Genomic DNA, 26033 nt, shown 5'->3' on the forward strand with positions numbered 1-26033 from the left:
CCTGCGCCCCGGTGTCCTCTTTGCATGTCCGCGATAACTGTAGATCCATCCACAAACTCAGCGCCGCTCACGACGGCCGAGCTGTCCGACCTTGCTCGATCGATCAAGGACTGGGGCCGCGAGCTCGGCTTCCAGCAAATCGGCATCTCGGGGCTGGATCTGGCGGAACAAGAGCAGCACTTGCAGCGCTGGCTTGAAGCCGGGTATCACGGCGAGATGGACTATATGGCAGCTCACGGCAGCAAACGTTCGCATCCCGACGAACTGGTCCCGGGGACGCTGCGGGTCGTTTCGCTGCGCATGGACTATCTGCCCGGCGATACTGAGATGGCTCAGCGCCTGAGTCAGCCGGAGAAAGCCTACGTCTCTCGCTACGCCTTGGGGCGCGACTATCACAAGCTGATTCGCAAGCGGGTCCAGCAGCTGGCCGAGCGCATCCAGCAGGACATTGGCCCATTTGGTTTCAGGGCCTTTGTCGACAGCGCGCCCGTGCTGGAAAAAGCCATCGCAGAACAGGCCGGACTCGGCTGGATCGGTAAAAACACATTGGTGCTCAACCGCAAGGCAGGCAGCTATTTCTTTCTGAGCGAGCTGTTCGTCGACCTGCCGCTGCCGGTGGACGCTCCCCACGCCACTGAGCATTGCGGCCGTTGCAGCGCATGCCTGGACATATGCCCGACCAATGCCTTCGTCGGGCCTTATGTGCTGGACGCCAGACGCTGCATCTCTTACCTGACCATCGAATTGAAAACCTCGATCCCGGAAGAGCTGCGCGCCCTGATCGGCAATCGGGTATTCGGATGCGACGATTGCCAGATTGTCTGCCCATGGAATCGTTTCGCCAGGCCGACCGATCAGAATGACTTCAAACCCCGCCACGGGCTGGACAACGCCGAGTTGACCACGCTGTTTTTATGGGATGAAACGACCTTCCTCAGTAATACCGAAGGCTCGCCGCTGCGACGCGCGGGTTACGAGCGCTGGCTCAGGAATCTGGCGGTCGGGCTGGGCAATGCACCGTCGAGCATTCCGGTGATCGAAGCGTTGAAAGCACGACTGACCTATCCCTCGGACATGGTGCGCGAACATGTGGAATGGGCGTTGCGCCAGCATGAAGCCCGGCAGAACGCTGCAACGGTGTAGACCGCTTTATCAATGCCCATCTTTGTAAATGAACTTGGGCATTTCCCAGTGAAAACGAATGGCCAGTAAGCGCAGCAGCAGCCCGCCGAACAAGGTGATGAGGGTGCCCTGCTCGATGGGCAATCCCCATTGCTGGCACGCGATGAAACACCACGCGGCGGCAAACGAGACGCTGGCGTAGAGCTCACGACGAAAAATCAACGGGATGTCGTTGCAGAAGATGTCTCGCAAGATGCCGCCGAACACACCCGTGATGACGCCGCTTACCGCGGCGACCAGCAGGCTCAGCCCCATGTCCAGCGCGGTCATGCAGCCGATGAGCGTGAAGGCGACCAATCCCAGCGCATCAAGCACCAGAAACAGCGAGCGCAAGTGACGCATCAGCGGCGCGATGAAGATGGTCACCAGCGCCGCAACGCTGGTGAGAATCAGGTATTCCGGGTGTTTGACCCAAGTGAGCGGGTAATGCCCCAGGAGCACGTCACGCACCGAACCGCCGCCCAGCGCGGTGACGCACGCAATCAGCACGACGCCGAACCAGTCCATACCGCGACGTCCAGCGGACAAGGCGCCGGTCATGGCCTCAGCGGTGATGGCGATCAGGTAGAGCATCAACAGCATGGCGGCAGTCCCTGCGAAAAGAGGCGCAGTCTAACCACTGCGCCGGAGCACCTAAAGAGGGCAACGACGCAGATGTCGCTTGGGTAGCAACCTGCAGACGCGGGGCTGAGGTCAGACTTTGATGAAGTGTTCGCGATAGAAACGCAGCTCGGCGATCGATTCTCGAATGTCGTCCAGCGCCAGGTGCGTGCTGCCTTTTTTGAACTTCAACTCAGGCGACCAGCGTGCGGCCAGTTCCTTGAGGGTCGAGACGTCCAGATTGCGGTAGTGGAAATAGTTTTCCAGCGTCGGCATGCGCTTATAAAGGAAGCGGCGGTCCTGACAGATGCTGTTGCCGCAGATCGGCGAGCTGCGTTCCGGCACCCATTGCTTGATGAAGTCCAGGGTCATCGCCTCGGCTTCTGCCGTGGAAATTTTGCTGTCACGTACCCGTTGGGTCAGGCCCGAGCCGCCGTGCTGACGCGTGTTCCACTCATCCATGCCGTTCAGAAGCTCATCGCTCTGATGAACGGCGATCACCGGGCCTTCTGCCAGCGTGTTCAATTCGCTGTCGGTGATGATGGTGGCCATCTCGATGATGACGTCGTTATCCGGGTCAAGACCGGTCATTTCCAGGTCGATCCAGATCAGGTTCTGCTTGTTCTGCATAAGTCGGCTCCTCAACGTAGGCGCGCAGTTTAGCTCAGGCTGGCATGCTAGACTCCCCCGCGCTTCACTCTTCGGATGCTTTACGCATCATATAAATGGAACACTGAACACCCATGGCCAAACGCCAACTTAACCGCCGCCAGAACTGGCGCATCGAAAAGATTCAGGGCGAACGCGCCGCGCGTGCCGCCAAACGTGAATCTCAAGCACTGGAAACACTGGAAGGCGGCGATCTGGGCCCTGAACAGACAGGCCTGGTCATCGCGCATTTTGGCGTGCAGGTGGAAGTCGAGGCCCAGGAAGGTGAGTTGAGCGGGCAGGTATTCCGCTGCCATCTGCGGGCAAACCTGCCGGCGCTGGTCACGGGTGACAGAGTGGTCTGGCGGGCTGGCAATCAGGGCATTGGCGTCATCGTTGCGCAGCTGCCGCGCACTACCGAACTCTGCCGCCCCGACACGCGAGGCCAGCTCAAGCCGGTTGCGGCCAACGTCGACCTGATCGTGATCGTCTTCGCGCCGATGCCCGAGCCACATGCCAACCTGATCGACCGCTACCTGGTTGCAGCCGAACACGCTGGCATTCGTCCGCTGTTGCTGTTGAACAAGTTCGACCTCATCGATGAGCAAAACGCCCCGGCGCTGAATGCGCTGCTGGCGGTCTATCGCACGCTCGGTTATCCGGTGCTCGAAGTCTCGGCGCATCACGGCAACGGCATGCAGCAGTTGCAAGACCAGCTCGACGGCCATATCAGCGTGTTCGTGGGCCAGTCAGGCGTAGGCAAGTCATCGCTGGTCAACAGCCTGCTGCCAGAAGTCGGAACGAGGGTCGGCCCCCTGTCGGAGTATTCCGGGCAAGGCACACATACCACGACCACTGCACGCCTTTTCCATTTTCCGCGTGGCGGCGATTTGATTGACTCGCCCGGTATCCGTGAGTTTGGCCTGGGCCACGTCAGCCGTGCCGACGTCGAAGCAGGCTTCATCGAATTCAACGACCTGCTTGGCCGCTGCCGCTTCCGCGATTGCAAGCATGACCGCGAACCCGGCTGCGCGCTGCTCAAGGCGCTGGAAGACGGCCGCGTGCAGCAGCAACGTATGAACAGTTATCGATCGATCATCGCAAGCTTGCCCGAGAGCAGTTACTGAGGCCGAGACGAGAGCGCCTGAATTCATGCCCTTCGCCGGCCAACTCAGGGAAAAGCTCGCCCGCGAAGGCCTGATTTGCCACCCTCTGTTGAGCGGATGAACCGGCCCTTTTCGCGAGCAAGCTCGCTCCCACGGAGGGAAAAGCCGCTGCAGATGCGGCGCCCACGAATCCGCCTTCGCGGGCAAGCGCGCTCCTACAGAAGTGCAACAGCTTGGGATGTGGAGAAGCCTGGTCTTTCAGCCAGCCGAGATCCGGCGGGAGTGAGGCAACTGTCTTCAAAGAGCTCTTCGATCAGCGGCGCGATACCCGACGCGTTCCCGGCTAAAGCCGGTCCTACGAAAAGCTTGCAGCGTCAGTAAGACCGGCTTCAGCCGGGAAGAGGTCGGCCCTGCCGCCACATCTCCAGAGACTGTAGGAATGCCTTCGCGAGCAAGCTCGCTCTTACAGTGCGGGCAACAGCTTGGGATGTGGGGAAGCCTGGTCTTTCAGCCAGCCGAGATCCGGCGGGAGTGAGCCAACTGTCTTCAAAGAGCTCTTCGATCAGCGGCGCGATACCCGACGCGTTCCCGGCTGAAGCCGGTCCTACGAAAAGCTTGCAGCGTCAGTAGGACCGGCTTCAGCCGGGAAGAGGCCGGCCCTGCCTCTGCATATCCAGAGACTGTAGGAATGCCTTCGCGGGCAAGCTCACTCCTACAGTGCGGGCAACACCTTGGGATGTGGAGAAACCTGGTCTTTCAGCCAACCGAGATCCGGTGGGAGTGAGCCAACTGTCTTTGAAGACCTCTTCGATCAGCGGCGCGATACCCGACGCGTTCCCGGCTAAAGCCGGTCCTACGAAAAGCTTGCAGCGTCAGTAGGACCGGCTTCAGCCGGGAAGAGGCCGGCCCTGCCGCCACATCTCCAGAGACTGTAGGAATGCCTTCGCGAGCAAGCTCGCTCTTACAGTGCGGGCAACAGCTTGGGATGTGGGGAAGCCTGGTCTTTCAGCCAACCGAAATCCGGTGGGAGTGAGCCAACTGTCTTTAAAGAGCTCTTCGATCAACGGCGCGATACCCGACGCGTTCTCGGCTGAAGCCGGTCCTACGAAAAGCCTGCAGCGTCAGTAGGACCGGCTTCAGCCGGGAAGAGGCCGGCCCTGCCTCTGCATATCCAGAGACTGTAGAAGTGCCTTCGCGAGCAAGCTCGCTCCTACAGTGCGGGCAACAGCTTGGGATGTGGGGAAGCCTGGTTTTTCAGCCAACCGAGATCCGGTGGGAGTGAGCTTGCTCACGAAGAGGCCGGGCCAGGCGACCTCTGCGTCAGAGTCAGTTCTTGGTTTCGTCGATCTTCAACTGGCCTTGATCGAAGATGTTCAGCTTTTGACGGATTTCATGCGGCTGGGCGTAGGCCTGTGGGTCGACGGCTGGCGCACTGATGGATGCGCCAGGTTTGCCGGCCGGAGCCGTCGGTGAGGCGGGGGCAGGTGCGGCGTCCGTTTTGGGGGCTTCGCCTGCGTTCTGATCGCCTTCGATACGACTCTGCGCCTTTTTGGTCAGGACCACGATGTCGATGCGACGGTTGATCGGGTTTTCCGGGTGGTCCTTGTCATACAGCGAGGACGAGGCGTAGCCGACGACGCGCGCCACTTGCGGATCAGGATAACCCCCGGCGACCAGCGCACGCCGTGCGGCGTTGGCGCGGTTGGCCGACAGTTCCCAGTTGCCGAAGCCGTTGTTGCCGACATAAGGCGTCGCGTCGGTATGGCCACTGATGCTGACCTTGTTCGGCACCGCCTTGATGGTGTCTGCCATCGCCAGCAGGATGTCTTCGAAATACGGTTTCAGACGCGCACTGCCGATGTCGAACATTGGGCGGTTTTCAGCATCCATGATCTGAATGCGCAGGCCGTCCTGCGTAATTTCAAAGAGGATCTGGTCCTTGAACTTCGCCAGTTGCGGGTTCTCGTTGACCTTGGTCTGCAGCTCTTGCAGCAGCATTTCCAGACGCTCCTGCTCGACCTGTTCGGCCGCAGAATCCTGTTTGTCGGCGTCGACAGGCACGCGATCCGGTGCGGGAGTCGACTTGACCTCAGGGTTGAGCGTCTGGTCAGGCGACATTTCCGGCGAGCCGCCCAAATCGATGACGTAAGGCGATCCGCTGTCGGAGAAGCCCACGGGGTCCTTGAAATAACCGGCAATGGCGATCAATTGCTCAGGCGTAGCCGAGGACATCAACCACAGCACCAGGAAGAAGGCCATCATTGCCGTAGCGAAGTCGGCGAAGGCAATTTTCCAGGCGCCGCCGTGGTGCCCTCCGCCGAAGCGCTTGACGCGCTTGACGATAATCGGCTGATTATTTTCCATGGATCAACGACCGCGAACAGCTTGTTCCAGCTCGCTGAAGCTGGGGCGATGGGCGGGATACAGGACCTTGCGACCGAACTCTACGGCCAGTGACGGCGGCACACCCGAGGCGGATGCCACGAGCGAAGCCTTGATCGCTTCGAAAACGTTCATTTCTTCCTTGGCATCGTGCGCCAGGGAAGTGGCCAGCGGGCCGAAGAAGCCATACGCCGCGAGAATACCGAAGAAGGTACCGACCAGTGCCGCACCTACGTGCATACCGATCGCGGCCTTGTCGCCGGAACCCAGCGACGCCATGGTCACCACGATACCCAGTACCGCCGCGACGATACCGAAACCGGGCATGCCGTCAGCGACGCCGGTCACGGCGTGGGAAGGATGCTCGAGCTCTTCTTTCATGCTCAGCAGTTCCATGTCGAACAGCCCTTCGAGCTCGTGCGGCGCCATGTTGCCGGACGACATGATGCGCAGGTAATCGCAGATGAATGCGATCATCTTGGTGTCTTTCAGAATGCTGGGATATTTGGCGAAGATCGGGCTGTTCTCCGGCTCTTCGATATCGCCCTCGATCGCCATCATGCCTTCGCGGCGGCTTTTGTTGAGGATCTCGTAGATCAGCCCCAGCACTTCCAGATAAAAAGCGTGGGTGAAGCGCGAACTGAACATCTTCAAGGATTTCTTGATGACGTGCATGGTCATGTAACCCGGGTTCGCCTGCAAAAATGCGCCGAACGCCGCACCACCGATGATCAATACCTCGAAAGGCTGGATCAGCGCAGCGATTTGACCGTGGGAGAGTACGTAGCCGCCGAGGACGCTCGCGAAAACGACGATGATGCCGATAATTTTTGCCATAGAGAAAGATTACTTACTTAAGTCGGGTTCAAGGTCATTGTGCGAATAGCGTTCAAAACTCTTGTTCTACTTATCGGCATGAGTGCGCCAGACTATAGTCAAATCAAGCGAAAATCCTGACTGGCGTCTGATCCGGGCACCGCAACGCGAAGGCCATCATGATGCCATCATTCGACATTGATCAAAACCACCCAGCCGTATGGGCCTTGTGAATGCACTCTGAAAAAGCCTCGTCGCTCCCCGTCCCGCAAACGCTCGAAAGCTGGATAAAGCAACTCGATGGACTGGCCTTGCCAGTGCCAGCGCTGGCCCACAGCAAAGTGCAGGCAGCACTGACGGACAGCCGTCGTTCGCTGCGTGACATCGCCGACCTGATGCAGGACAGCCCGGCACTGGTGCTCAGCGTCTTGCGCGAGGCCAATCTGCACACCGGCGGCCTGACAGAGCCTGCGGAAAGCCTTGAGGTGGCGCTCAATCGCCTGGGACTTGCCCGCACCGAAACGCTGCTTGCGCGCTTGCCCAGTGCGCAACTGCAGGACATTCCGGTGGCGCTGCGCCAACTGCAACTGATCAGCCAGCACGCCACGCAACAGGCTTACGGCCTGTTCGCCAACCAGCTTGCGCGTCTGTGGCAGGACATCCATCTGGGCAGCCTTTTGTTTCTCTCGCCTCTTTGGCCGATGGCGCTGGCGCACCCCAAGCTGCTGGAAGAATGGGAGCTGAGGGTCATTCACAAAGGCGAGTCGGCCAAAACGGTGGAAAAAGCCCTGTTTGGCGTGCGCCTGCTGCACCTGTGCCAGGCGCTGGCTACCCACTGGCATCTGCCGATCTGGGTGACGCAGGGCTATAACCTGCTGATCGGCGAGCAGCGCAATCTGGTCAAGGTGCTGCGAATCGCCCACGAGAACGACGATCCTCTCAAGCAGCAACAGCAACTGGACGCCGACCTGCCCTTGCGCCGCTGGCTCAATCAGCCGGCCAACACCATCCTGCTGGCGAACGGCCTCGCGCTGTCGGCGCAACAGGCCTGGGACACGCCTCACAACCTGCGCTGGCAGCTGTTGACCAGCCTTTATCTGCAACAGCCTTTGATGGATTTGCAGCAACAGGTGCACCAGAACGCAGCCGCCAGCGGTCGTCAACATGCTGCGCCAGGCGTCTGGCATCCGGCTGAAGCGCTGTTGTGGCCATGGGATGCGCGCAGAGTCCACAAAGGTCTGCTGCCCGCCTCGCCTCCCACTCCCGAAGCCTTGCAGGTGTGGCGCAAACACTGCGCGGACCTGCTCAAGGAGCCCAGCCTGTTCACCAACGCCATGCACCTGACGACCTGCGCCAGAGACGCGCTGGTCGCCTGCGGCATGCAACGGGTGGCGCTGCTGATGATCGATCGCAAGACCGACAGCCTGCGCGTGCATCAGATTGCCGGCCTGGATAAATCCGCCGCCGCCCTGCTCGTCCCCTACAAAGACAGCACAGTGTTGCAGCGCCTGATGGCGCAGGCCACTCAACTGCGTCTGACACCAAGCAACAATGCGCAGTTTTCGGCGCTGATGCCGCCGCAGTTGCGCAACCTGTTCAGCGGCGAGAACCTGCTTGTTCGCTCGCTCGCAAGCAATGGACGCGTTGTGATGCTGGTGGTCGCCGATCAAGGCGGCGGGCTGTTCTCGGAAATGTCAGTGCAAGCATTCGGGAAAACCGGGCAGTGTATCGAGAAGGCTCTGACGACCTTTAGCCATCGCAATGGTTGATGGCTGAGCTACAATTCGCCTCTTTTTCCGATCTGGAGACGTCACATGTCTGCCTTCTCAAGCTTGCCACTGGTGATCGAGCCCGCGGATCTGCAGGCACGCCTCGGCGCTTCAGAGCTGATTCTGGTCGACCTGACCAGCCCCGCCCGTTACGAGGCCGGCCACCTTCCCGGCGCCCGCTTCGTCGACCCCAAACGTACGCAACTGGGGCTGCCGCCCGCACCGGGCTTGCTGCCGACTCAGGCGCAGCTCGAAGCGTTGTTCGGCGAACTCGGCCATAACCCCGATGCGGTCTATGTGGTCTATGACGACGAAGGCGGCGGTTGGGCCGGACGTTTCATCTGGCTGCTGGATGTCATCGGACACTCGAAATACCACTATCTCGACGGCGGACTGCTGTCGTGGCAGGCCGAAGGCTTGCCGCTGACCACGGAAGTACCCGCTCTTGCCGGCGGACCGGTTCCGCTGACGCTGCATGACGAACCCACCGCCACCCGCGAATATCTGCAAAGCCGCCTCGGCGCTGCGGATCTGGCCATCTGGGACGCACGCGGCCCAACCGAATACTCAGGCGAGAAAGTGGTCGCGGCCAAAGGCGGTCACATTCCGGGTGCCGTAAACTTCGAGTGGACGGCGGGCATGGATCAGGCGCGCAACCTGCGCATTCGCCGGGATATGCCGCAAATCCTCGAAAGCCTGGGCATCACGCCGGACAAAGAAGTCATCACCCATTGCCAGACCCACCATCGCTCCGGCTTCACCTATCTGGTGGCCAAAGCGCTGGGCTACCCACGCATCAAAGGCTATGCCGGATCATGGGGCGAATGGGGCAATCATCCGGATACACCGGTCGAGAAATAACGGGGCGCCCACTGGGCGTCGCAGCGTTTTTCCCTTTTTCAAACGCTTTAGGAATCTTGATGAAACAGCGTCTGTTCATTCTTTTTCAATATCTGCTTCCTCACCATCTGCTGTCGCGGCTCGCCGGCTGCGTGGCCGAATGCCGCGTGCGCTGGTTCAAGAACGCATTCACGCAATGGTTCGCACGCCGATACCAGGTCGACATGTCCCAGGCTCAAGTGGAGGACGTCACGGCGTACCAGCACTTCAACGACTTCTTCACGCGGGCGCTGAAACCGGGGGCTCGCCCTCTGGACCAGACGCCGGGCGCGATCCTCTGCCCCGCTGACGGCGCCGTCAGCCAACTGGGCCCGATCGAGCACGGGCGGATCTTTCAGGCCAAAGGCCACAGCTACAGCGTGCTGGAACTGCTCGGTGGCGATGCGCGCCTGGCCGCGCCGTTCATGGGCGGCGAGTTCGCCACCGTTTATCTGTCGCCCAAGGATTACCACCGCGTGCACATGCCGCTGGCCGGTACGCTGCGTGAGATGGTTTACGTGCCGGGTCGTCTGTTCTCAGTCAACCAGACCACTGCCGAAAACGTTCCGGAGCTGTTCGCCCGCAATGAACGTGCAGTCTGCCTGTTCGACACCGAGCGTGGCCCGATGGCCGTGGTGCTGGTGGGTGCGATGATTGTGGCCTCCATCGAAACGGTCTGGGCCGGGTTGGTCACGCCACCGAAACGCGAGCTCAAGACCTTCCGTTACGATGAGGCTGCACGTGCGCCGATTCATCTGGAGAAGGGCGCCGAAATGGGTCGCTTCAAACTGGGCTCCACCGCCATCGTGCTGTTCGGGCCGAATCAGGTGAAATGGGCCGAAACGCTGGCGGCAGGATCGCCCGTGCAGATGGGTCAGGCAATGGCATTGCCGACACAGGCGTGATTCTTGCGTACAAAAATCTTGAAACGCTTTTCTGGCGCTGCTCGGCCTTTCGTCGACAGCGCCGATGCGCGTCACAATTCAGATGGATCGGCCGCGCGACAATGTCACTTTGATATTAAAGCTGCGATGTCGAGCTGATGCTGCTAGAGTCGTTCATCGGTGTTGTAGGAAACTTCGTTTTCAATTGACGTAAACTTGCTCGTTTCGCTCGGCCAACGTGCCCCTCGCACCGTTGAAATCGCCGCCGACCGTGCCGGTAGTTGTTGGAGTTTGCCTGTCACATGAGTAATTTAAGTCTTCCTCTGTTGTTGCGCGCACCTGTGCCGACGCAGTCGAGCCTGTCGTTCTGTGACGCGACGCCAAAAGACCTCAAACGCTGGATCGCCACGCTGCCCAAAGCGAACCTCGGCGAAATGGCCCGCCAGCTGTATCAGGGCCTGGGCGAGCTCAACCAGCTGCTCACCCCCAGCGACAACCGCATGCAATTGCTCGAGCTGCTGCGCCCGGAAGTGTCGTTCGTGTGCAAGCATCTGGAGCGGCATTTCCTCAACCAGTCTGTCGTACTGGAAGAGCGTCCTCGCAAGGTCGCCAACCTGTGTCAGGCCCTGCAGAACCATCTGGCAATCGGCTACAAACAGATCATCGCCCGTGTTGCGCCCAAGCTCAGCAGAGACCGCATTCCGCTCCTCACCACCGCATTGCAGCGGGCCTTGCACTGTCTGAACGGCCCACTGATCCGTGCCAACCAGCTTTATTGTCCGGTGCAGGACGGCTTGTGGCTTGAGTTGCACCAGATCTACCAGATCGCGCGCCAGCACCAGTTGCACAATATTCCGGTTGCCGACAATCAGGCTCATCACACGCGCACGCTGACTGTCGAACAGACCTACACGGTCGCACTGTTGATGGGTTGCTCGCGCTGCAATCAGATGCGTCAGCACAACATCGGCAAGCTTGCCGACGCACTGGATGCGTGGAGCTCGATGGTCACGCTGCAGCAGCCGCTGGTCGAGGGCTCCAGCCTGTATGCCGTGTCGCCGAGCACTGACACTGCGCCGCGCTACACCTCGCTGTACGCCGAGGACCAGCGTGGCAACTTGCTTGGCATCGACCCACGCCCCTTGTCCGCCGCGCTGCAGCGCTACATCGAAACGCCTGTCGAGCAGCGATCGCAGTCATATCTGCACGTGCCACCAGGTTTGTCTGCGGACGTTCTGCAACATCTGGCCGCTGCCTGGGGAGACGTTTCAGAACGGGCATTCCAGCGCACGCCGGGCCAGGGCACGCTGACCGTCTGCGTCGGCATGAGCGCTTTGCATTACTTCGTCGGCGGCCAGAAGTGCTTCAGCGATCTGCTGCAGGTAGCCGCGGTGAGCAAAACGGCGGAATACACGCTGCAACCGCTGGAGCTGACTCGGCACGACCCGTGGGCGCAAGCCGTAGATGTGCAACGCAGCGGCACGTCGAGCACCCTGCTGCCGTTTGAAGAAATCGAATATCAGCGTGAAGAAACAGAAGCCAGCGCTGCCGCCGATGCTCAGAAGAGCTTCCCGACGTACAGCCTGCACATCGTCAATCACAGCCCCGGCGGTTATTGTCTGGCCTGGCCCAAGGAAGTCCCCGACCAGCTTCAGGCCGGAGAAATGATCGGCATTCAGGACCATGGCCATGGCTGGAGCATCGCGGTAGTGCGCTGGGTTCGCCAGGTGCGCAGTGGTGGCACACAAATGGGTGTCGAATTGATCGCGCCGTTCGCGCAGGCCTGTGGCATGCAACTGCTGCGGGCCGAGCAGAGCAGTCAGTACCTGCGCGCGCTTTTGCTTCCGGAAGTGCGCGCCATCGATGTGCCGGCAACGGTGGTCGCCCCTCGCCTGCCGTTCGACGATGGCTGCAAGGTCATGATCAACACCAGCGGAGAGGAACGTCGGGCCAGCCTGAGCAATCGTCGGGCGACGACCGGGAGCTACAACCAGTTCGAGTATCAGATGCTCGAAGGGCCGAAGAAGAACGTCGCACAGAACGAATCCGCGCCGGAACAGGAATTCGATTCGCTCTGGACGGTTCTGTAATAGCCCACCGCTCCCAACGCTCCCCTCAAACCGTGCGCGCGCGTCCGCAGGTTTGAGGGATAGCCGATCAGCAACGGTTTACGCGTTTCGCCCTTCCCGGTCGCGGAAGCCGAGCAGATAAAGCACACCATCGAGCCCCAGCGTCGAGATCGCCTGCTTGGCCGACTGTTTGACCAGCGGCTTGGCCCGGAATGCCACGCCCAGTCCGGCAATCGCCAGCATCGGCAGGTCATTGGCGCCGTCGCCGACGGCAATGGTCTGCTCCAGACTCAACCCTTCCTTGCTCGCCAGCTCGCGCAGCAGATCCGCCTTGCGCTGAGCGTCGACGATAGGCTCGACGGCAACGCCGGTGCATTTGCCATTCACGACTTCAAGCTCGTTGGCGAAGATGTAATCGATGCCCAGCTTGGCCTGCAACTGACGGGCAAAGTAGGTGAAGCCGCCCGACAGAATCGCGGTTTTGTAGCCCAGACGCTTGAGTTCGGCAAACAGTGTTTCGGCGCCCTCGGTCAGACGCAGCGATGCGCCAATTTCGTCCAGCACCTTGATGTCCAGCCCTTTGAGCAGCGCCAGGCGCTCTTTGAAGCTGGCGCGAAAATCCAGCTCGCCGCGCATGGCGCGCTCGGTGATTTCGGACACGCGCTCGCCAACGCCGTGAGCCTTGGCCAACTCGTCGATGACTTCGGCTTCGATCAGCGTCGAATCCATGTCGAACACGGCCAGACGACGATTGCGACGGAAAATGGAGTCCTGCTGGAAGGCGATGTCGACGTTCAGCTCCTGAGCCACATGCAGGAACTCTGCGCGCATCTGCTGAGCGTCGGCGGGCTCGCCACGCACGGAAAACTCGATGCAGCCCTTGCCCTTGTCACTTGGCATGTCCAGCGGCATCCGGCCGGAGAGGCGGTCGATACGATCAATGTTCAGTCCGTACCTTTCGGTGATCGAACTGACCGTCTGCAATTGCTCGGCCGTGACCTTGCGGGTCAAGAGCGTGACGATGTGCCGGTCCTTGCCCTGGTCGTCGACCCAATGCTGGTAGTCGTCTTCACTGACATGCGTGAACAGGACCTGTTGGCCCAGTTCGTCGGCCTTCTCCTGAACCTGATCGAGTACCGTCGAGCCGCTTTCGGTGTCCGGAATCTCTACAAGAATGCCGAACGACAGCGTGTCATGGATCACTGCCTGACCAATATCCAGAACATCGACGCCACCTTGGGCCAGCACGCCGGTGATGGCCGCAGTGAGACCCGGACGGTCTTCACCGGTGATGTTTATCAGGACAATTTCGCGCAAGGCGCACCCCCGCAGTGGAAAAAAACCGCATTCTACTCACTTTCAGTGACCACCGGGCACAGCGAGCGCTTTGCCGCTACTGGGTCGCTCGCTATACTGCGCGGCAACTTCTCCAAGAGAGCCGTGCTCAGTGAACCGGCCCACGCCAGTAAAAACCGATAATTTCTTCTTGCTGATCTTCCGGGCATTGCGTCATCGACGTGTACCGATTGCTTTGCGCATCGCCAGCCACAACGTGATTCTCGTCGCGCTGGCGCTGGTGATCTACGCCTGCGTGATGGGATTGCAGTTCAAGCAAGCCATGCACGAACAGGCGGACGCATTGGGGCAGGCCCTGACCACGCAAACAGCGACCTCCGCGACAGAGCTGCTGGTGTCCAACGACATCCTCAGCCTCAACGTGCTGCTGGGCAATCTGGTCAAAAACCCGCTGGTCGCTCACGCCGCTATTTATAGCGTGGATAACCGCATTCTTGCCGAAGCCGGCCAGCGCCCGAAAAACGGCCTGCTGGGCGAAGCCGAAGGGCTCTACGAGATCAAGGTCACGTTCCAGGATGTCGTCGCGGGCACCCTGCGCATCAGTCTGGATATGACCCAATTCCAGCAGCCGCTGACCATCAGCCTGCAAAGCATGGGCATTCTCGCCGGTATTCTGCTGGCGCTGGCATTGGCGCTCAGCCTGCGCCTGGGGCGTCACATTTCCACGCCCATGCTGCAATTGCGCATGTGGTTGCGCTACATCGACCCCTACACGCCGGCAACGGATCGTCAGGATGAAATCGGCGATCTGGCCCGTCAGCTCAAGGCATCTTACGCACCGCCTGAGCCGGAACCGGAGCCGGTTCCTGAGCCCGAGCACGCCGACGATGACAGCTCGCCTGAGTTCGACACCAGTGATCTGGGTGATCACGATTTCGATGATGCGCCCAAGCCGCGCGCTACGGCGATCCCGGCAAGGCGTATCGTTGCCGAGGAAGACGAAGAGGACGAAGACGACCCGTTTGCCGATCTGCGCGACGACTCCGCGGTGGCCCAGAAGCCTGCGCCGCGGCCGATGCTCCCGGTCGTTCCTTCACAGCCGCAATACAGCGCAGTGCTTGCCGTGCAACTGGGCTCTCAGGAACAACTGCGTCGCCTGCCACGCGCCCGCTTGACCGAGCTGCTGGAGCGTTATCGCGACTGTATCGATCAGGCTGCTTCGCTGTACGACAGCGAGCTTCACACGCTGAACGACGGCAGCTCGCTGATGGTGTTCAGCACCCAGGACAGCGGCGATGATTACCTGACCAACGCAATCTGCTGTGGCGAGCTTCTTCGTGCATTGAGCCACGCCTTGCAGATTGAAGTCGCAGACAGCGGCATCACCTTGCAATTGCAGCTGGGTCTGACGCTGGGTGAAGGCCTGCACGGCATGAACCAGATCGACCTGCTGTTGACCGAAACCGCTCAGGACGCACTGGCGCTGTCGCAACACAGCCGCAACCTGCTGCTGGTGGAACGCAAGATCAGCGAAGACCACACCATTCGTCAGCGTGCACGCATTCGCCCCATCGCCAGCCCGGAAGGTGCCAGCTGCGTCGAACGCCTGATGGAGCCCTATCCATCGATGCTCGAACGCCAACTCGCGCGCATGCACGAAGCGCGCAAGGTATGACCCTCAGCTGAAACACTGCGGGACCTGATGATGGTCCCGCTGTCAGCTTCTGATTCTGGCCGGAGGCCGTAGGAGCTTGGCTTGCCAGCGATCTGGCGCGCAGCGGCAGCGAAACCTGACACCTTGGCTGCACCCGATACACCGCATGCTCAGGATTGACTGCTGCTTTGCAGCAGATGGTCAGCAAGCTGGACTCCTACGCCCTACCGGTCGAATCAAGAGCACTGGAACATCACCCACAAAAAAGCCCGCATCACTGCGGGCTTTTTTGTTTGCGCCTGGATCAGAAGCGGAACACTTCTAGATCGGTGCGAATCGGGGAAGCCATGGGAATCTTTGGCTTGTCCTGATCGGTTCGGGTCTTGGCCGGTTGGGCAGCCTTTCTCGGTTCGTCTGCAACCAGCGGCTGGCTGGCAATCGGCTTCACCGCCACGCTCAACTGATCGGCCAGACGCTGCAGCAATACGCCTTGCGCTTTGACCTGAGCAGCGGAAGTGCCAGCATGCGGCTCTTCAAGGTGAACCAGTTTGCTGTCGCGAACGGTGCCCCGGCGATCCAGCAGACGCCATTGCGCATCGAGCACAGCTGGCTGGTTCTCGCCCGAGTCCAGACGGGTGATCGACAGCACGACTTGCACGTCCGGCGTGAAGTTGGCAGCAGCCGGCGCCATCACCACGCGCTGGCTATCAAGCTTCCAAGCCAGCTGGCGAAGCAACAGTTGATCGATATCGGCCGACAGACTGCCCGCCCACCGACCGTCCGTCGAAGCCGTCAGACTGCCGTCTGGCTGGCGCTGCAGTAATGTTTCCCGTTGCAGATAATCAGCAACGGCAACCGGACCCAGCAAAACTGCGACTCCGGCACTTTGTTTCGGTTGCCCAGGTTCGCCGCTGTCCAGCTGATAGAGCGAAGTGGGTTGATGAACGCTGCACCCGGCCAAACCTAAAACGCCAGTCAACAGCAGAACAACAGGAACGCGTAGAAAATTCATCATTCCGTCCAAGTGGGCGCCCAAGGCGCGCCACGATGTCAAATACTCAAGAAACCATGAAGGCACTCAGCCACGCCTGCACCTCAAGACGTCATATCATCCGTGAATATGCGCGATGACTCCAGCGATTCTGCGTCGATCTTCGTGACGAAACGAAGATCGGACGCTCAAATCAGCTTCTTAAGCACCAGTTTCCACCAACAGGGCATCAACGCGCTGAAATCCGCGTGGTAGCTTATTGCCACGTCTTCCGCGCTCGCCTTTGTAATGTTCCAGATCGTCAGCTTTGAGAGAAAGCGTACGTTTGCCAGCCTGCAGCACCAGAGTGGCGCCTTCCGGAACCACCGCCAGGTCGGTCACGAACTCTTCTCGGCTGGCAACGCGCTCGCCAGGAATGCCGATGATCTTGTTGCCTTTACCCTTGCCCAGCTGCGGCAGATCGGCAATTTTGAACACCAGCAGGCGCCCCTCGGTCGTGACCGCCGCCAGCCAGTTCTGCTCCCGATCTGGCACAGGACGCGGCAAGATGACCTTGGCACCCGTCGGCAGGCTCAACAGCGCCTTGCCCGCCTTGTTCTTCGCCTGCAGGTCCTCGCCCTTCACGACGAAACCGTAACCGGCGTCGGAGGCGATCACGTACAGCGCGTCATCATCGGGCAGCAGCACGCATTCGAACGTCGCCGCAGGTGGCGGCGTCAGGCGACCGGTGAGAGGATCGCCCTGGCCTCGGGCAGAAGGCAACGTATGCGCTGCCAGCGAATAGCTGCGCCCGGTCGAGTCAATGAACACAGCGAACTGATTCGAACGCCCCGCCGCTGCTGCCTTGAATCCGTCGCCAGCCTTGTAGGAGAGCCCTGTTGCATCGATGTCATGACCTTTGGCGCAACGCACCCAGCCTTTTTCTGACAGCACGACCGTCACCGGCTCAGTCGGCATGAGCTCGTTTTCTGACAACGCCTTGGCTTCGGCGCGCTCCACGATTGGCGAGCGGCGATCATCGCCATAGGTTTCGGCGTCCGCGATCAGTTCGGAACGCACCAGCTTGCGTAGCTTGGTCTCGCTGCCCAGCAGCGCCAGCAGCTTGGCCTGTTCCTTGAGCAGTTCGTCCTGCTCGCCGCGCAGCTTCATTTCTTCCAGACGCGCCAACTGACGCAGTCGGGTGTCGAGGATGTAGTCGGCCTGGATCTCCGAGAGCTCGAAGCGGGCAATCAGCTCGGCCTTCGGATGCTCAGCGGTGCGGATGATGTGGATCACCTCATCCAGATTCAGGTAAGCGGTCAGCAAACCTTCCAACAGGTGCAGGCGCTTCTGCACTTTGTCCAGACGGAATTGCAAGCGACGACGCACCGTGTTGATGCGGAATGTCAGCCACTCAGACAGCAGCGCCTTGAGGTTCTTGAGCTGCGGCTTGCCGTCCAGGCCGATGATGTTGATGTTCACCCGGTAACTGGATTCAAGCTCCGTAGTGGCGAACAGGTGTTGCATCAGCTCTTCAGGATCGACGCGATTAGAGCGCGGAATGATCACGATGCGGCATGGGTGCTCATGATCGGACTCATCACGCAGGTCCGCGACCATCGGCAGCTTCTTGGCCTGCATCTGCGCGGCGATCTGCTCCAGCACCTTAGCGCCGGAAACCTGATGCGGCAGCGCGGTGACCACGATGTCGCCATCCTCGACACGGTAAACGGCACGCATGCGTACCGAGCCGCGACCACTTTCGTAGATCTTCAGCAGATCGGCGCGCGGCGTGATGATTTCGGCTTCGGTCGGGTAGTCCGGCCCTTGCACGTGCTCACACAGCTGCTCGATGGTGGCCTTGGGCTCATCGAGCAAACGCACGCAGGCAGACGCGACTTCACGCAGGTTGTGCGGCGGAACGTCGGTCGCCATGCCCACGGCGATACCGGTGGTGCCATTGAGCAGGATATTCGGCAAACGTGCCGGCAATACTGCTGGTTCGTCCAGCGTACCGTCGAAGTTGGGGACCCAGTCAGCGGTGCCTTGACCCAGCTCGGTCAGCAGCACTTCCGAATAGCGCGACAGGCGCGCCTCGGTGTAGCGCATGGCAGCGAACGACTTGGGATCATCCGGCGCACCCCAGTTCCCTTGACCATCGACCAGCGTGTAGCGATAGCTGAACGACTGAGCCATCAGCACCATGGCCTCATAGCATGCGGAGTCACCGTGCGGGTGGAACTTGCCGAGTACGTCACCGACCGTGCGCGCCGATTTCTTGTGCTTGGCGTCGGCGTCCAGGCCCAGTTCGCTCATGGCGTAGACAATCCGCCGCTGCACGGGCTTCAAGCCGTCACCAATGTGCGGCAAGGCGCGGTCCATGATCACGTACATGGAATAGTTGAGGTAGGCCTGTTCGGTGAAGTCAGCCAGTGATCGGCGTTCTACGCCATCCAGGCTGAGGTCAAGGGAGTCGCTCATGCGGGCCTCATCATTTTGTCGTCTGACGCAGCAGCAATGTGCCGCCGCGCTGTGTGAATTCGAGTTGTTTCATGGCGCTCATGCCAAGCAGCACCTGCTCACCGTCCAGGCCGGGCACCACCAGGGCGCGCACATTGCTCAAGACGATGTCGCCAATTTGCAGCCGTTGCAGCGTGGTCCGGAACGCCTCGGTGCGGCCATTGGCCGTACTCACCTGAACCCGCTCGCCACGCTCCAGGCGCAACGTGTTCGCCACCTCTTCGGGAATGGCGACATTGGTCGCTCCCGTGTCGAGCATGAACTGCACCGGGTGCGAGTCGATCTGCCCGCTCATGACGAAGTGCCCCTGACGGTTGCTCGTCAATTGCACTTCGACATAGCCATCACCCTGCCGTGAAGTAACGCTAGTGTTCGGGTTTTCCTGTCGCTGCTCCCAATCGCCGAAAAAACGCGTGGCCAGAAACAGCCCCGCAGCCCAGACGATGATCAGCATGAGACGCCCGGCGCGTCTGCCGGGTGGCGCCTGTGTCAAGGCTTGCCGCCCCAGCCACCGGCTGGCGCAGCGAAGCGCCAGACGATCGGACGCTTTTCTCCGTCGGCGCGAGCGCCAAAGTTATTGTCGACCCCGACCCACGCACCGCTGTCATCGATCACCAGCGCTTCGGTCAGGCCGTATTTCTGGTCATACAGGCGGTTGGGTTGCAGCGCTTCCTTTGCGAATGACCAGCACGCTTCGAGCTGCCCGGTCTCCAGAGAGCGTCGGCAGATGCGGTAGGCTGCGCGCTCAAGCGCGAACAACTTGCCCTTGTACAACGAAATATCCGCAAAGTCTTTGCCAACGGCCTTCCCGCCCACTTGCGGCGGCAGAATGTCATTGCCTGACTCGACCCGCAGAATACAGCTCGCATCACAGGCCCAGCCGTCTTTACCTAGGCGCGCCGTCAACAGACCTCGCTTGTCACGCTCGGCGGCCAGCCATAACTGATCACCTGCCGGATTGATCGCGATGCCTTCGAAAATCGCATTGAAGTGCTGCAGCATCCCCGCCGACTGCGCTTCCTTGACCAGCTTGCCCGGCAATTCCAGCCAGACCGGCGCCCCGCTGACAGGCACCTTGAGCACCGTGGCGTAAGCCTCGCTGACCAGATAACGGTTGCCGGCGGCATCGCAGCTCACGCCCTCGAAATCCAGATCGCCGCCACGAAGAATCGCCGAAGCCTTGGCCATCGCACGCAAGGTCGCTGACAGCCCGCTGTCTGGAATCGGCGGGATCTCGATCACCTGGCCACGGGCTTTCCAGACCGTCGCCGAGGTGTCGAGGCTATACAGCAAGGTGTCATCGCGGTCAGAAACCGTCCACAACACTCCATTGCACGACGCCAGCCCCGACAGATTGCCGCCGATCATGTCGTCGACCGGGTGCTCGGACAACAATTTCAGTTCGGGCAACGGTGCGGCGAAGACTGGGGCAGCGAGCAACAACAGGGCTGCAAACCAGGCTCGCATCAGACCAGCACCTCAGCAAGGTTGCCCTTGGATTCGAGCCAGGTCTTGCGGTCGCCTGCACGTTTCTTCGCCAACAGCATGTCCATGATTTCCGAAGTGGCCTCGAAATCATCCAGCGTCAGCTGGACAAGACGACGGGTGTTCGGGTCCATGGTGGTTTCACGCAGCTGCGGCGGGTTCATCTCGCCCAGACCTTTGAATCGCGTGACCTGAGGCTTGCCGCGCTTCTTCTCGGCCACCAGACGATCGAGGATGCCATCGCGCTCAGCTTCATCCAGTGCGTAATAAATGTCCTTGCCCAGGTCGATGCGGTAGAGCGGCGGCATTGCGACGTACACGTGGCCGGCGTCGACCAGCGGACGGAAATGCTGCACGAACAGGGCGCACAGCAAGGTGGCGATGTGCAGGCCGTCGGAGTCGGCATCGGCGAGGATGCAGATCTTGCCGTATCGCAACTGGCTCATGTCGGCCGCGCCTGGATCAACCCCGATGGCGACCGCGATGTTGTGGACTTCCTGGCTGGCGAGCACTTCACCGCCATCGACTTCCCAGGTGTTCAGAATTTTCCCGCGAAGCGGCAGGATGGCCTGAAACTCCTTGTCGCGCGCCTGCTTGGCCGAACCGCCGGCAGAATCACCCTCGACCAGAAACAGTTCGGCGCGCATCGGATCCTGACCGGCGCAATCGGCCAGTTTGCCCGGCAGCGCCGGACCTTGAGTGATGCGTTTTCGCTCGACTTTCTTGCTTGCCTTGAGTCGGCGTCCGGCGTTGTTGATCGCCAGTTCCGCCAACTGCATGCCCATTTCAGGGTGAGCGTTGAGCCACAGGCTGAATGCGTCCTTGACCACGCCGGAGACGAACGCCGCCGCCTCACGAGACGACAGACGCTCTTTGGTCTGACCGGAGAACTGGGGCTCTTGCATCTTCATCGACAGAACGAACGCGATCCGCTCCCAGACGTCTTCCGGCGCCAGCTTCACGCCACGCGGCAGCAGATTGCGGAACTCACAGAATTCGCGCATGGCATCGAGCAAGCCCTGGCGCAGACCATTGACGTGAGTACCGCCCTGCGCGGTCGGGATCAGGTTGACGTAGCTTTCCTGAACGCTGTCGCCACCCTCAGGCAGCCAGAGCAACGCCCAGTCGACGGCTTCCTTGTTACCCGCGAACGAACCACAGAAGGGCTCGTCGGGCAGGCGCAGGAACTCATTCACCGAGTCCTGCAGATACGAGCGCAGCCCGTCTTCGTAATGCCACTCGACTTTCTCGCCGGTGCCCTTGTCCTCGAAGCTGACCAAGAGGCCCGGGCACAGGACAGCCTTGGCCTTGAGCACGTGTTTGAGGCGGCTGACGGAGAACTTGGGGCTGTCGAAATATTTCGGGTCCGGCGCAAAGAATACGCTGGTGCCTGTATTGCGCTTGCCCACTGTGCCGACGACGGCCAACTCGCTGGCCTTGAAGCCATCGGCGAAGGTCATTTCATATTCGTTGCCGTCGCGCTTGACCCGCACCCGCACTTGGGTGGAGAGCGCGTTGACTACCGAAATACCCACCCCATGCAGACCGCCGGAGAACTGGTAGTTCTTGTTGGAGAACTTACCGCCCGCGTGCAGCTTGGTGAGGATCAGTTCGACACCGGAAACGCCTTCTTCCGGGTGGATGTCCACTGGCATGCCGCGACCGTCATCGGCCACTTCAAGGGAGTTATCGGCGTGGAGGATGACCTGCACCGATCTGGCGTGCCCCGCCAGCGCTTCGTCGACGCTGTTGTCGATGACTTCCTGCGCCAGGTGGTTCGGCCGCGTGGTGTCGGTGTACATGCCCGGCCGTTTGCGGACCGGGTCGAGGCCCGAGAGGACTTCGATGGCGTCTGCGTTATAAGAGCTAGCGCTGGGATTGGCCATGGGGTCTCGTCATCAAGTCGTTCATGAAATTTCGGAGTGACACTGTTCTACATTGTTGTTTCAGCAAATGCGTCGATCCGGTCGGGTTACAGCACCGACAGATCGATCGCCTGGAGCAATTCCGGCGCGAAACCGGCAAATCCGAGCAGAGCGGGCAGTTTCGACGCGAATCCTTGAAAACCGTGATCGCCCCCGGCCTCGATGCGTAACGCGCAAGCCCGGTAAAATGCCTGCGCGCGACGATAATCCAGAGTTTCATCGCCGGTCTGCAGCCACACCTGGATACGCTGAGGATCTTGCGGGGCCGGCACTTCGAGCTCTGCCAGCGCTGCCACGTGATCGTGCGTCAGCTCCCAGCTCTCGCCGGTATAAAGATTTTGTTGGGTGCCCAGAAAGCCGTCGAACAACTGATGCGGATTCACCGCCGGGTTGATCAGCACGGCCTTGAGGCCATGACGCTCCGCCAGGTGAGTCGCATAGTAGCCGCCGAGCGAGCTGCCGACCAGTAATGGCCGCCCGCCCAGTTCTTCAATGGCGTTCTCCAGTTGGGCCACTGCCTGACGCGGATGATGGTGCAGCTCTGGCACCCGCAACTGCTCGCTCAAACCCAGGGTTTTCATCAGCTCAGCCAGCTGTGTGGCTTTTTTCGACATCCCTGAGCTGTTCAAGCCATGTATATAAAGAAGCGTCGGGTGATCCTGGTTCACGCGGTTATCTCCAGAAGCAGCGCATCAACACGCAAAGCCACGCAGTTTACAGGGACAACCCAGGGAAAACTCGTTTGTTGATCAACCGCTGAGGTTCGAAGCATTTCCATCAATAACCGGCACCACTGAGGTCGACTTCGAACAGACTGGGGTCAATCCGCGATACGCCGGTTTCGATCCGGCCGTCATCGTGCAGCCGCAACCAGCGATATCCCGGCGCCAGCGCGTCGAGCTTGAAATCCTCACTGTCGGGCGCGAACTGAATACAAGTGGACGGCGACGCCATCAACCTCAAGCCGTCACGTTGCTGATCGTATTCTTGATGCACGTGGCCCCAAAGCAGCGCCCGAGCCTGAGGAAAGCGTTCCAACACGGAGAACAGAGCCTCGGGGTTACGCAACCCGATCGGCTCCATCCACGCCGCGCCAATGGGCACCGGATGATGGTGCAAGCAAACCAGATGATGAAGCTGAGGTGCTTCGCTCAACGCCTGAGCAAGCAGTTGCAGCTGTTTGTCTTCCAGATAGCCCGGCACGGAGCCCGGAACGGCAGAGTCCAGCATCGTGATACGCCAGTTCCCAACGTCCACGACAGGCTCAAGAAAGTCACTCTGCTGAGCGGCAATCGCCATTTCCCGAAGTTCGTCATGGTTGCCAGGCAGCCAGCGCTTGGGCGCGGACAGGCGCTCACTCGACTGGCGAAACGCCTGATAAGACTCGACGGAGCCGTCCTGAGACAAATCACCCGTGGCGAGCACCAGGTCGATCGCCGACTGCTCGGCCAGCACTCGATCAACGACGGCGCTCAGGCTGTCGCGCGTGGCCATGCCCAAGAGCTTGCCGTCCGCTTCAGCAAACAGGTGGCTGTCCGACAGTTGCACCACCAGGACGGAGGACGAATTCAGAGGTGTGCTCGGCAATGGCCATCTCCTTGAGCGGGTATGGCCGGATTATGGTGGCTGGAGCGCCGACGGGCAAATGCCGAAGTGAGGGCTAGCTCTCAGTTGTGGTGCTTGGGAGCTGAAGTTTTTCGGCGCAGGGCGCGCTCCTTGAAAAGGCGATCAAGAGTAAGGCCTCCTGCAAAAAGACCTATCACTGCGCTAATCAAAAGCCAGGGCAATACTCTTTCGTAACTCACATCTGAATATAAGAACCCAATTGGCAGCGGGCCGAAAAGCCCGATCAGAAAACCCGTCCCACCACCCAACGACCATCCCCAAGATATATATCGCGACATATAAATGCCTAGAACAAATCCGGTTAAACTTAAAGACCACTGGAGAGAGTCTAGAAGCCGCACACCTTGGTAACACACCAACTGGATAAAGATAGGGCATATCGTACCCAGGAGAGCTCCGTAAAGAATCGCCTTAAGCCTGTTCATCTCCAGAAAACCGGACAGTTCATCAAAATTGAGTCGTCGACACCGCCTGCCGCGAAAATCTCCTCAACATAGCTGGCGCAATTATTTGGGATAATTCGCCAGTACCAAGGCTTGGCGCTCAATTCTTCAAGTTTTCGCTGCGCCTGCGCCGGGAACGGTATGAAGACACTGCGCTTGAACAGCTCAGTCTTTCCGCCCTCCGTGAGATACCTTCTATATTCCGCCTCCGTCAAATAATAAGGGCGATTCTCCCAACCATCGACGTGGAAATAATAATAACCAGCCTTCAACAGGGCATGCCCACAGAAATTTGGCCCATCACCGCTGACGACTACGAGCCATGTATGTCGCCATTCAAAAGGGATGGCGTTGCACGAATCGAGATTACGCCCCACATAACTCATACAGACCTCTGAAGTAAGTCGAGCGCCAAAACCTAACTTCAGAAGGCTGAAAAATAAAGCGCAAACCCCAGCGCGACGAAACTTTCAGAAACAGCCTACAAGGCCGGAAGACTTGAGCGTTAAGTCAGCTGGAAAAACCCTACAACTTCAGCGCACCGACTCAAACTCGTGCCCACACGCCAGGCAGTGACTCAACCACTCCCCCAGGAACAGATTGAGCTGGGCTTTTTCGTCCGGCTGATGCATGTCGGCGTTCGGGTAAGGATAAATGCCCTGAAAACGCCGCGCGTGTTCGGCGCCGATGACTTCGGCCATGCGCGCGTCGTGATAGACCTGGACTTCCAGCACAGGCACAGGCAGCCAGGGCAGGCTGTGCTCCTGGCGCACCTGTAGCGTGGTGGTGTAAGGACAGTCGAGTATGACCTCGACCGCCAGCACGCCCAGCATCTGATCGCCTTGCGTGACGGCGACCTTGCGTGAGCGCTGTGCATTGCGCATATCGGGTAACAAACGCATCAAGCGCGCGTAGTTCGCCTCGCAGGCTGCTTGCAGCCCGGCGAGGTCGACACGATAGCGCTCGCGCAGAAGATTCACGACCATAGCCCCCTTATCTCGGCGCGATTGAGCGCCAGCCATTGTATTGCGATGATAGTTGCCGCATTGACGATGCGTCCGTCTTTCACAGCCTGCATGGCATCTTCGAAGGACCAGACCGACACACGGATGTCTTCGGCTTCCTCTTCCAGGCCATGCAGCCCCCCTGCGCCTTCACTGTCGCATTTGCCCAGGTAGAGATGAACGAACTCGTTGCTGCCTCCGGGCGAAGGGAAATACTTGGTGATCGGCCAGAGTGCCTCGAAGACAAGCCCAGCTTCCTCCTCTCCCTCACGGTGAGCAACCTGTTCAGGCTCCTCTTTTTTGTCGATCAGGCCTGCAACCATTTCGATCAGCCAGGGGTTGGGGTACTTGCCCACCACGCCCACCCGGAACTGCTCGATCAGCACGACCTGATCGCGCTTGGCATCGTAAGGCAGCACGCAGACAGCGTCGTGTCTGACAAACAGCTCGCGCTTGATTTCCGGGCTCATGCCGCCGTCGAACAGTTCGTGGCGCAGGTGCAGTCGATCCAGCTGGTAGAACCCCTTGAAGCAGGTTTCGCGCTGTGTGATCTCGTGCTTCGTCGGTATCGATTTCGGGGTATCAGTCATACTTCTCTCACTGCTTGAGCACCTGTGTCCTGGCTCCATCCTAACGCGCTGCTGCGCTGGATGCAGCCCTTTGAGTTGGCAAATCCGGCCCTCAGGGTAGACGACGGCAAGCGAAAGGTTCTCTAATCGGCCCAGTGGCGAACTGATTGCGCCACCCGTAGTCGAAGCTGGTTGCCGTTACATCC

22 protein-coding genes are annotated in these 26033 nt (G+C 60.1%); 7 read left to right on the forward strand and 15 right to left on the reverse strand.

All coding sequences use genetic code 11. The features are described 5' to 3' along the window. The first annotated feature begins 24 nt into the window (after nt 1-24). On the forward strand, nt 25-1143 hold the full coding sequence (queG, locus tag AAGQ88_RS24185; protein ID WP_342653809.1) for a tRNA epoxyqueuosine(34) reductase QueG: 1119 nt from the start codon (nt 25-27) through the stop codon (nt 1141-1143). A gap of 9 nt (nt 1144-1152) precedes the next feature. Here the strand turns inward: queG and AAGQ88_RS24190 are convergent, their stop codons facing one another. Further along, entirely contained in the window at nt 1153-1764 is a 612-nt protein-coding gene (locus tag AAGQ88_RS24190) for a trimeric intracellular cation channel family protein (RefSeq protein ID WP_285424082.1), read from the reverse strand. A gap of 111 nt (nt 1765-1875) precedes the next feature. After that, nucleotides 1876-2412, reverse strand: a complete 537-nt coding sequence (orn, locus tag AAGQ88_RS24195) for an oligoribonuclease (RefSeq protein WP_285424081.1) — start codon at nt 2410-2412, stop codon at nt 1876-1878. 113 nt (nt 2413-2525) lie between these two features. Here orn and rsgA point away from each other — a divergent pair, with 113 nt between their 5' ends. Next, the gene (gene rsgA, locus AAGQ88_RS24200; protein WP_093465077.1) at nt 2526-3557 is read left to right on the forward strand and encodes a small ribosomal subunit biogenesis GTPase RsgA; all 1032 of its coding nucleotides are present in this window, start codon (nt 2526-2528) and stop codon (nt 3555-3557) included. 1305 nt (nt 3558-4862) lie between these two features. On the opposite strand, the gene motB is transcribed toward rsgA, so the two are convergent. Then, nucleotides 4863-5900 carry a flagellar motor protein MotB gene (gene motB / locus AAGQ88_RS24205; protein WP_285426766.1) on the reverse strand — a complete coding sequence of 346 codons (1038 nt, stop codon included), beginning with the start codon at nt 5898-5900 and terminating at the stop codon, nt 4863-4865. Nucleotides 5901-5903: 3 nt separating this feature from the next. Beyond that, on the reverse strand, nt 5904-6755 hold the full coding sequence (gene motA, locus AAGQ88_RS24210; RefSeq protein WP_093465081.1) for a flagellar motor stator protein MotA: 852 nt from the start codon (nt 6753-6755) through the stop codon (nt 5904-5906). Between the two features lie 212 nt (nt 6756-6967). On the opposite strand from motA, the gene AAGQ88_RS24215 reads away from it, so the two are divergent. From AAGQ88_RS24215 to AAGQ88_RS24230, 4 genes are all read left to right on the forward strand, one after another. After that, a complete protein-coding gene (locus AAGQ88_RS24215) occupies nt 6968-8503 on the forward strand; it encodes an HDOD domain-containing protein (RefSeq protein ID WP_342653810.1) in 1536 nt (511 codons plus the stop codon). Nucleotides 8504-8548: 45 nt separating this feature from the next. Further along, nucleotides 8549-9364, forward strand: a complete 816-nt coding sequence (gene rhdA, locus AAGQ88_RS24220; protein WP_342653811.1) for a thiosulfate sulfurtransferase — start codon at nt 8549-8551, stop codon at nt 9362-9364. A gap of 53 nt (nt 9365-9417) precedes the next feature. Next, nucleotides 9418-10287 (forward strand): archaetidylserine decarboxylase, encoded by an 870-nt coding sequence (gene asd / locus AAGQ88_RS24225; protein ID WP_177182162.1) that lies wholly within the window; start codon nt 9418-9420, stop codon nt 10285-10287. 281 nt (nt 10288-10568) lie between these two features. After that, a complete protein-coding gene (locus tag AAGQ88_RS24230) occupies nt 10569-12356 on the forward strand; it encodes a molecular chaperone (RefSeq protein ID WP_342653812.1) in 1788 nt (595 codons plus the stop codon). Between the two features lie 78 nt (nt 12357-12434). On the opposite strand, the gene serB is transcribed toward AAGQ88_RS24230, so the two are convergent. Next, nucleotides 12435-13652: a phosphoserine phosphatase SerB gene (serB, locus tag AAGQ88_RS24235; protein WP_342653813.1), complete on the reverse strand. Its 1218-nt coding sequence runs from the start codon at nt 13650-13652 to the stop codon at nt 12435-12437. A gap of 130 nt (nt 13653-13782) precedes the next feature. Between serB and AAGQ88_RS24240 the strand changes: the two genes are divergently transcribed. Beyond that, a complete protein-coding gene (locus AAGQ88_RS24240) occupies nt 13783-15306 on the forward strand; it encodes a histidine kinase (protein WP_285426761.1) in 1524 nt (507 codons plus the stop codon). A gap of 283 nt (nt 15307-15589) precedes the next feature. Here the strand turns inward: AAGQ88_RS24240 and AAGQ88_RS24245 are convergent, their stop codons facing one another. The 10 genes from AAGQ88_RS24245 to AAGQ88_RS24290 form a co-directional block, all read right to left on the reverse strand. Beyond that, on the reverse strand, nt 15590-16297 hold the full coding sequence (locus AAGQ88_RS24245; RefSeq protein ID WP_093465095.1) for a PqiC family protein: 708 nt from the start codon (nt 16295-16297) through the stop codon (nt 15590-15592). 180 nt (nt 16298-16477) lie between these two features. After that, nucleotides 16478-18736: a DNA topoisomerase IV subunit A gene (parC, locus tag AAGQ88_RS24250; RefSeq protein ID WP_342653814.1), complete on the reverse strand. Its 2259-nt coding sequence runs from the start codon at nt 18734-18736 to the stop codon at nt 16478-16480. Nucleotides 18737-18746: 10 nt separating this feature from the next. Continuing rightward, entirely contained in the window at nt 18747-19229 is a 483-nt protein-coding gene (locus AAGQ88_RS24255; protein WP_342653815.1) for a TIGR02281 family clan AA aspartic protease, read from the reverse strand. 35 nt (nt 19230-19264) lie between these two features. Further along, entirely contained in the window at nt 19265-20242 is a 978-nt protein-coding gene (locus AAGQ88_RS24260; RefSeq protein ID WP_285426758.1) for an esterase-like activity of phytase family protein, read from the reverse strand. Next, a complete protein-coding gene (parE, locus tag AAGQ88_RS24265; protein ID WP_093465103.1) occupies nt 20242-22146 on the reverse strand; it encodes a DNA topoisomerase IV subunit B in 1905 nt (634 codons plus the stop codon). The genes AAGQ88_RS24260 and parE overlap by 1 nt, the downstream gene beginning before the upstream one ends. Nucleotides 22147-22232: 86 nt before the next feature. Further along, nucleotides 22233-22853 (reverse strand): YqiA/YcfP family alpha/beta fold hydrolase, encoded by a 621-nt coding sequence (locus AAGQ88_RS24270; protein ID WP_342653816.1) that lies wholly within the window; start codon nt 22851-22853, stop codon nt 22233-22235. Nucleotides 22854-22962: 109 nt separating this feature from the next. Continuing rightward, nucleotides 22963-23772, reverse strand: coding sequence for a 3',5'-cyclic-AMP phosphodiesterase (gene cpdA / locus AAGQ88_RS24275; protein WP_342653817.1), 810 nt, complete (start codon nt 23770-23772; stop codon nt 22963-22965). Between the two features lie 460 nt (nt 23773-24232). Then, nucleotides 24233-24640: a hypothetical protein gene (locus tag AAGQ88_RS24280; RefSeq protein WP_342653818.1), complete on the reverse strand. Its 408-nt coding sequence runs from the start codon at nt 24638-24640 to the stop codon at nt 24233-24235. 147 nt (nt 24641-24787) lie between these two features. Then, entirely contained in the window at nt 24788-25240 is a 453-nt protein-coding gene (locus AAGQ88_RS24285) for a DUF1249 domain-containing protein (protein ID WP_285426754.1), read from the reverse strand. Continuing rightward, entirely contained in the window at nt 25231-25848 is a 618-nt protein-coding gene (locus tag AAGQ88_RS24290) for an NUDIX domain-containing protein (RefSeq protein WP_093465111.1), read from the reverse strand. The genes AAGQ88_RS24285 and AAGQ88_RS24290 overlap by 10 nt, the downstream gene beginning before the upstream one ends. Nucleotides 25849-26033: the final 185 nt, after the last annotated feature.

This window comes from Pseudomonas sp. F3-2, from assembly GCF_038804275.1.
Taxonomy (GTDB): Bacteria; Pseudomonadota; Gammaproteobacteria; order Pseudomonadales; family Pseudomonadaceae; genus Aquipseudomonas.

Coding starts and splice junctions, on each gene's coding strand:
- queG (WP_342653809.1), top strand. CDS start 25: ATGTCCGCGATAACTGTAGATCCATCCACAAACTCAGCGCCGCTCACG.
- AAGQ88_RS24190 (WP_285424082.1), bottom strand. CDS start 1,764: ATGCTGTTGATGCTCTACCTGATCGCCATCACCGCTGAGGCCATGACC.
- orn (WP_285424081.1), bottom strand. CDS start 2,412: ATGCAGAACAAGCAGAACCTGATCTGGATCGACCTGGAAATGACCGGT.
- rsgA (WP_093465077.1), top strand. CDS start 2,526: ATGGCCAAACGCCAACTTAACCGCCGCCAGAACTGGCGCATCGAAAAG.
- motB (WP_285426766.1), bottom strand. CDS start 5,900: ATGGAAAATAATCAGCCGATTATCGTCAAGCGCGTCAAGCGCTTCGGC.
- motA (WP_093465081.1), bottom strand. CDS start 6,755: ATGGCAAAAATTATCGGCATCATCGTCGTTTTCGCGAGCGTCCTCGGC.
- AAGQ88_RS24215 (WP_342653810.1), top strand. CDS start 6,968: ATGCACTCTGAAAAAGCCTCGTCGCTCCCCGTCCCGCAAACGCTCGAA.
- rhdA (WP_342653811.1), top strand. CDS start 8,549: ATGTCTGCCTTCTCAAGCTTGCCACTGGTGATCGAGCCCGCGGATCTG.
- AAGQ88_RS24230 (WP_342653812.1), top strand. CDS start 10,569: ATGAGTAATTTAAGTCTTCCTCTGTTGTTGCGCGCACCTGTGCCGACG.
- AAGQ88_RS24245 (WP_093465095.1), bottom strand. CDS start 16,297: ATGAATTTTCTACGCGTTCCTGTTGTTCTGCTGTTGACTGGCGTTTTA.
- parC (WP_342653814.1), bottom strand. CDS start 18,736: ATGAGCGACTCCCTTGACCTCAGCCTGGATGGCGTAGAACGCCGATCA.
- AAGQ88_RS24255 (WP_342653815.1), bottom strand. CDS start 19,229: ATGCTGATCATCGTCTGGGCTGCGGGGCTGTTTCTGGCCACGCGTTTT.
- AAGQ88_RS24260 (WP_285426758.1), bottom strand. CDS start 20,242: ATGCGAGCCTGGTTTGCAGCCCTGTTGTTGCTCGCTGCCCCAGTCTTC.
- parE (WP_093465103.1), bottom strand. CDS start 22,146: ATGGCCAATCCCAGCGCTAGCTCTTATAACGCAGACGCCATCGAAGTC.
- AAGQ88_RS24280 (WP_342653818.1), bottom strand. CDS start 24,640: ATGAGTTATGTGGGGCGTAATCTCGATTCGTGCAACGCCATCCCTTTT.
- AAGQ88_RS24285 (WP_285426754.1), bottom strand. CDS start 25,240: ATGGTCGTGAATCTTCTGCGCGAGCGCTATCGTGTCGACCTCGCCGGG.
- AAGQ88_RS24290 (WP_093465111.1), bottom strand. CDS start 25,848: ATGACTGATACCCCGAAATCGATACCGACGAAGCACGAGATCACACAG.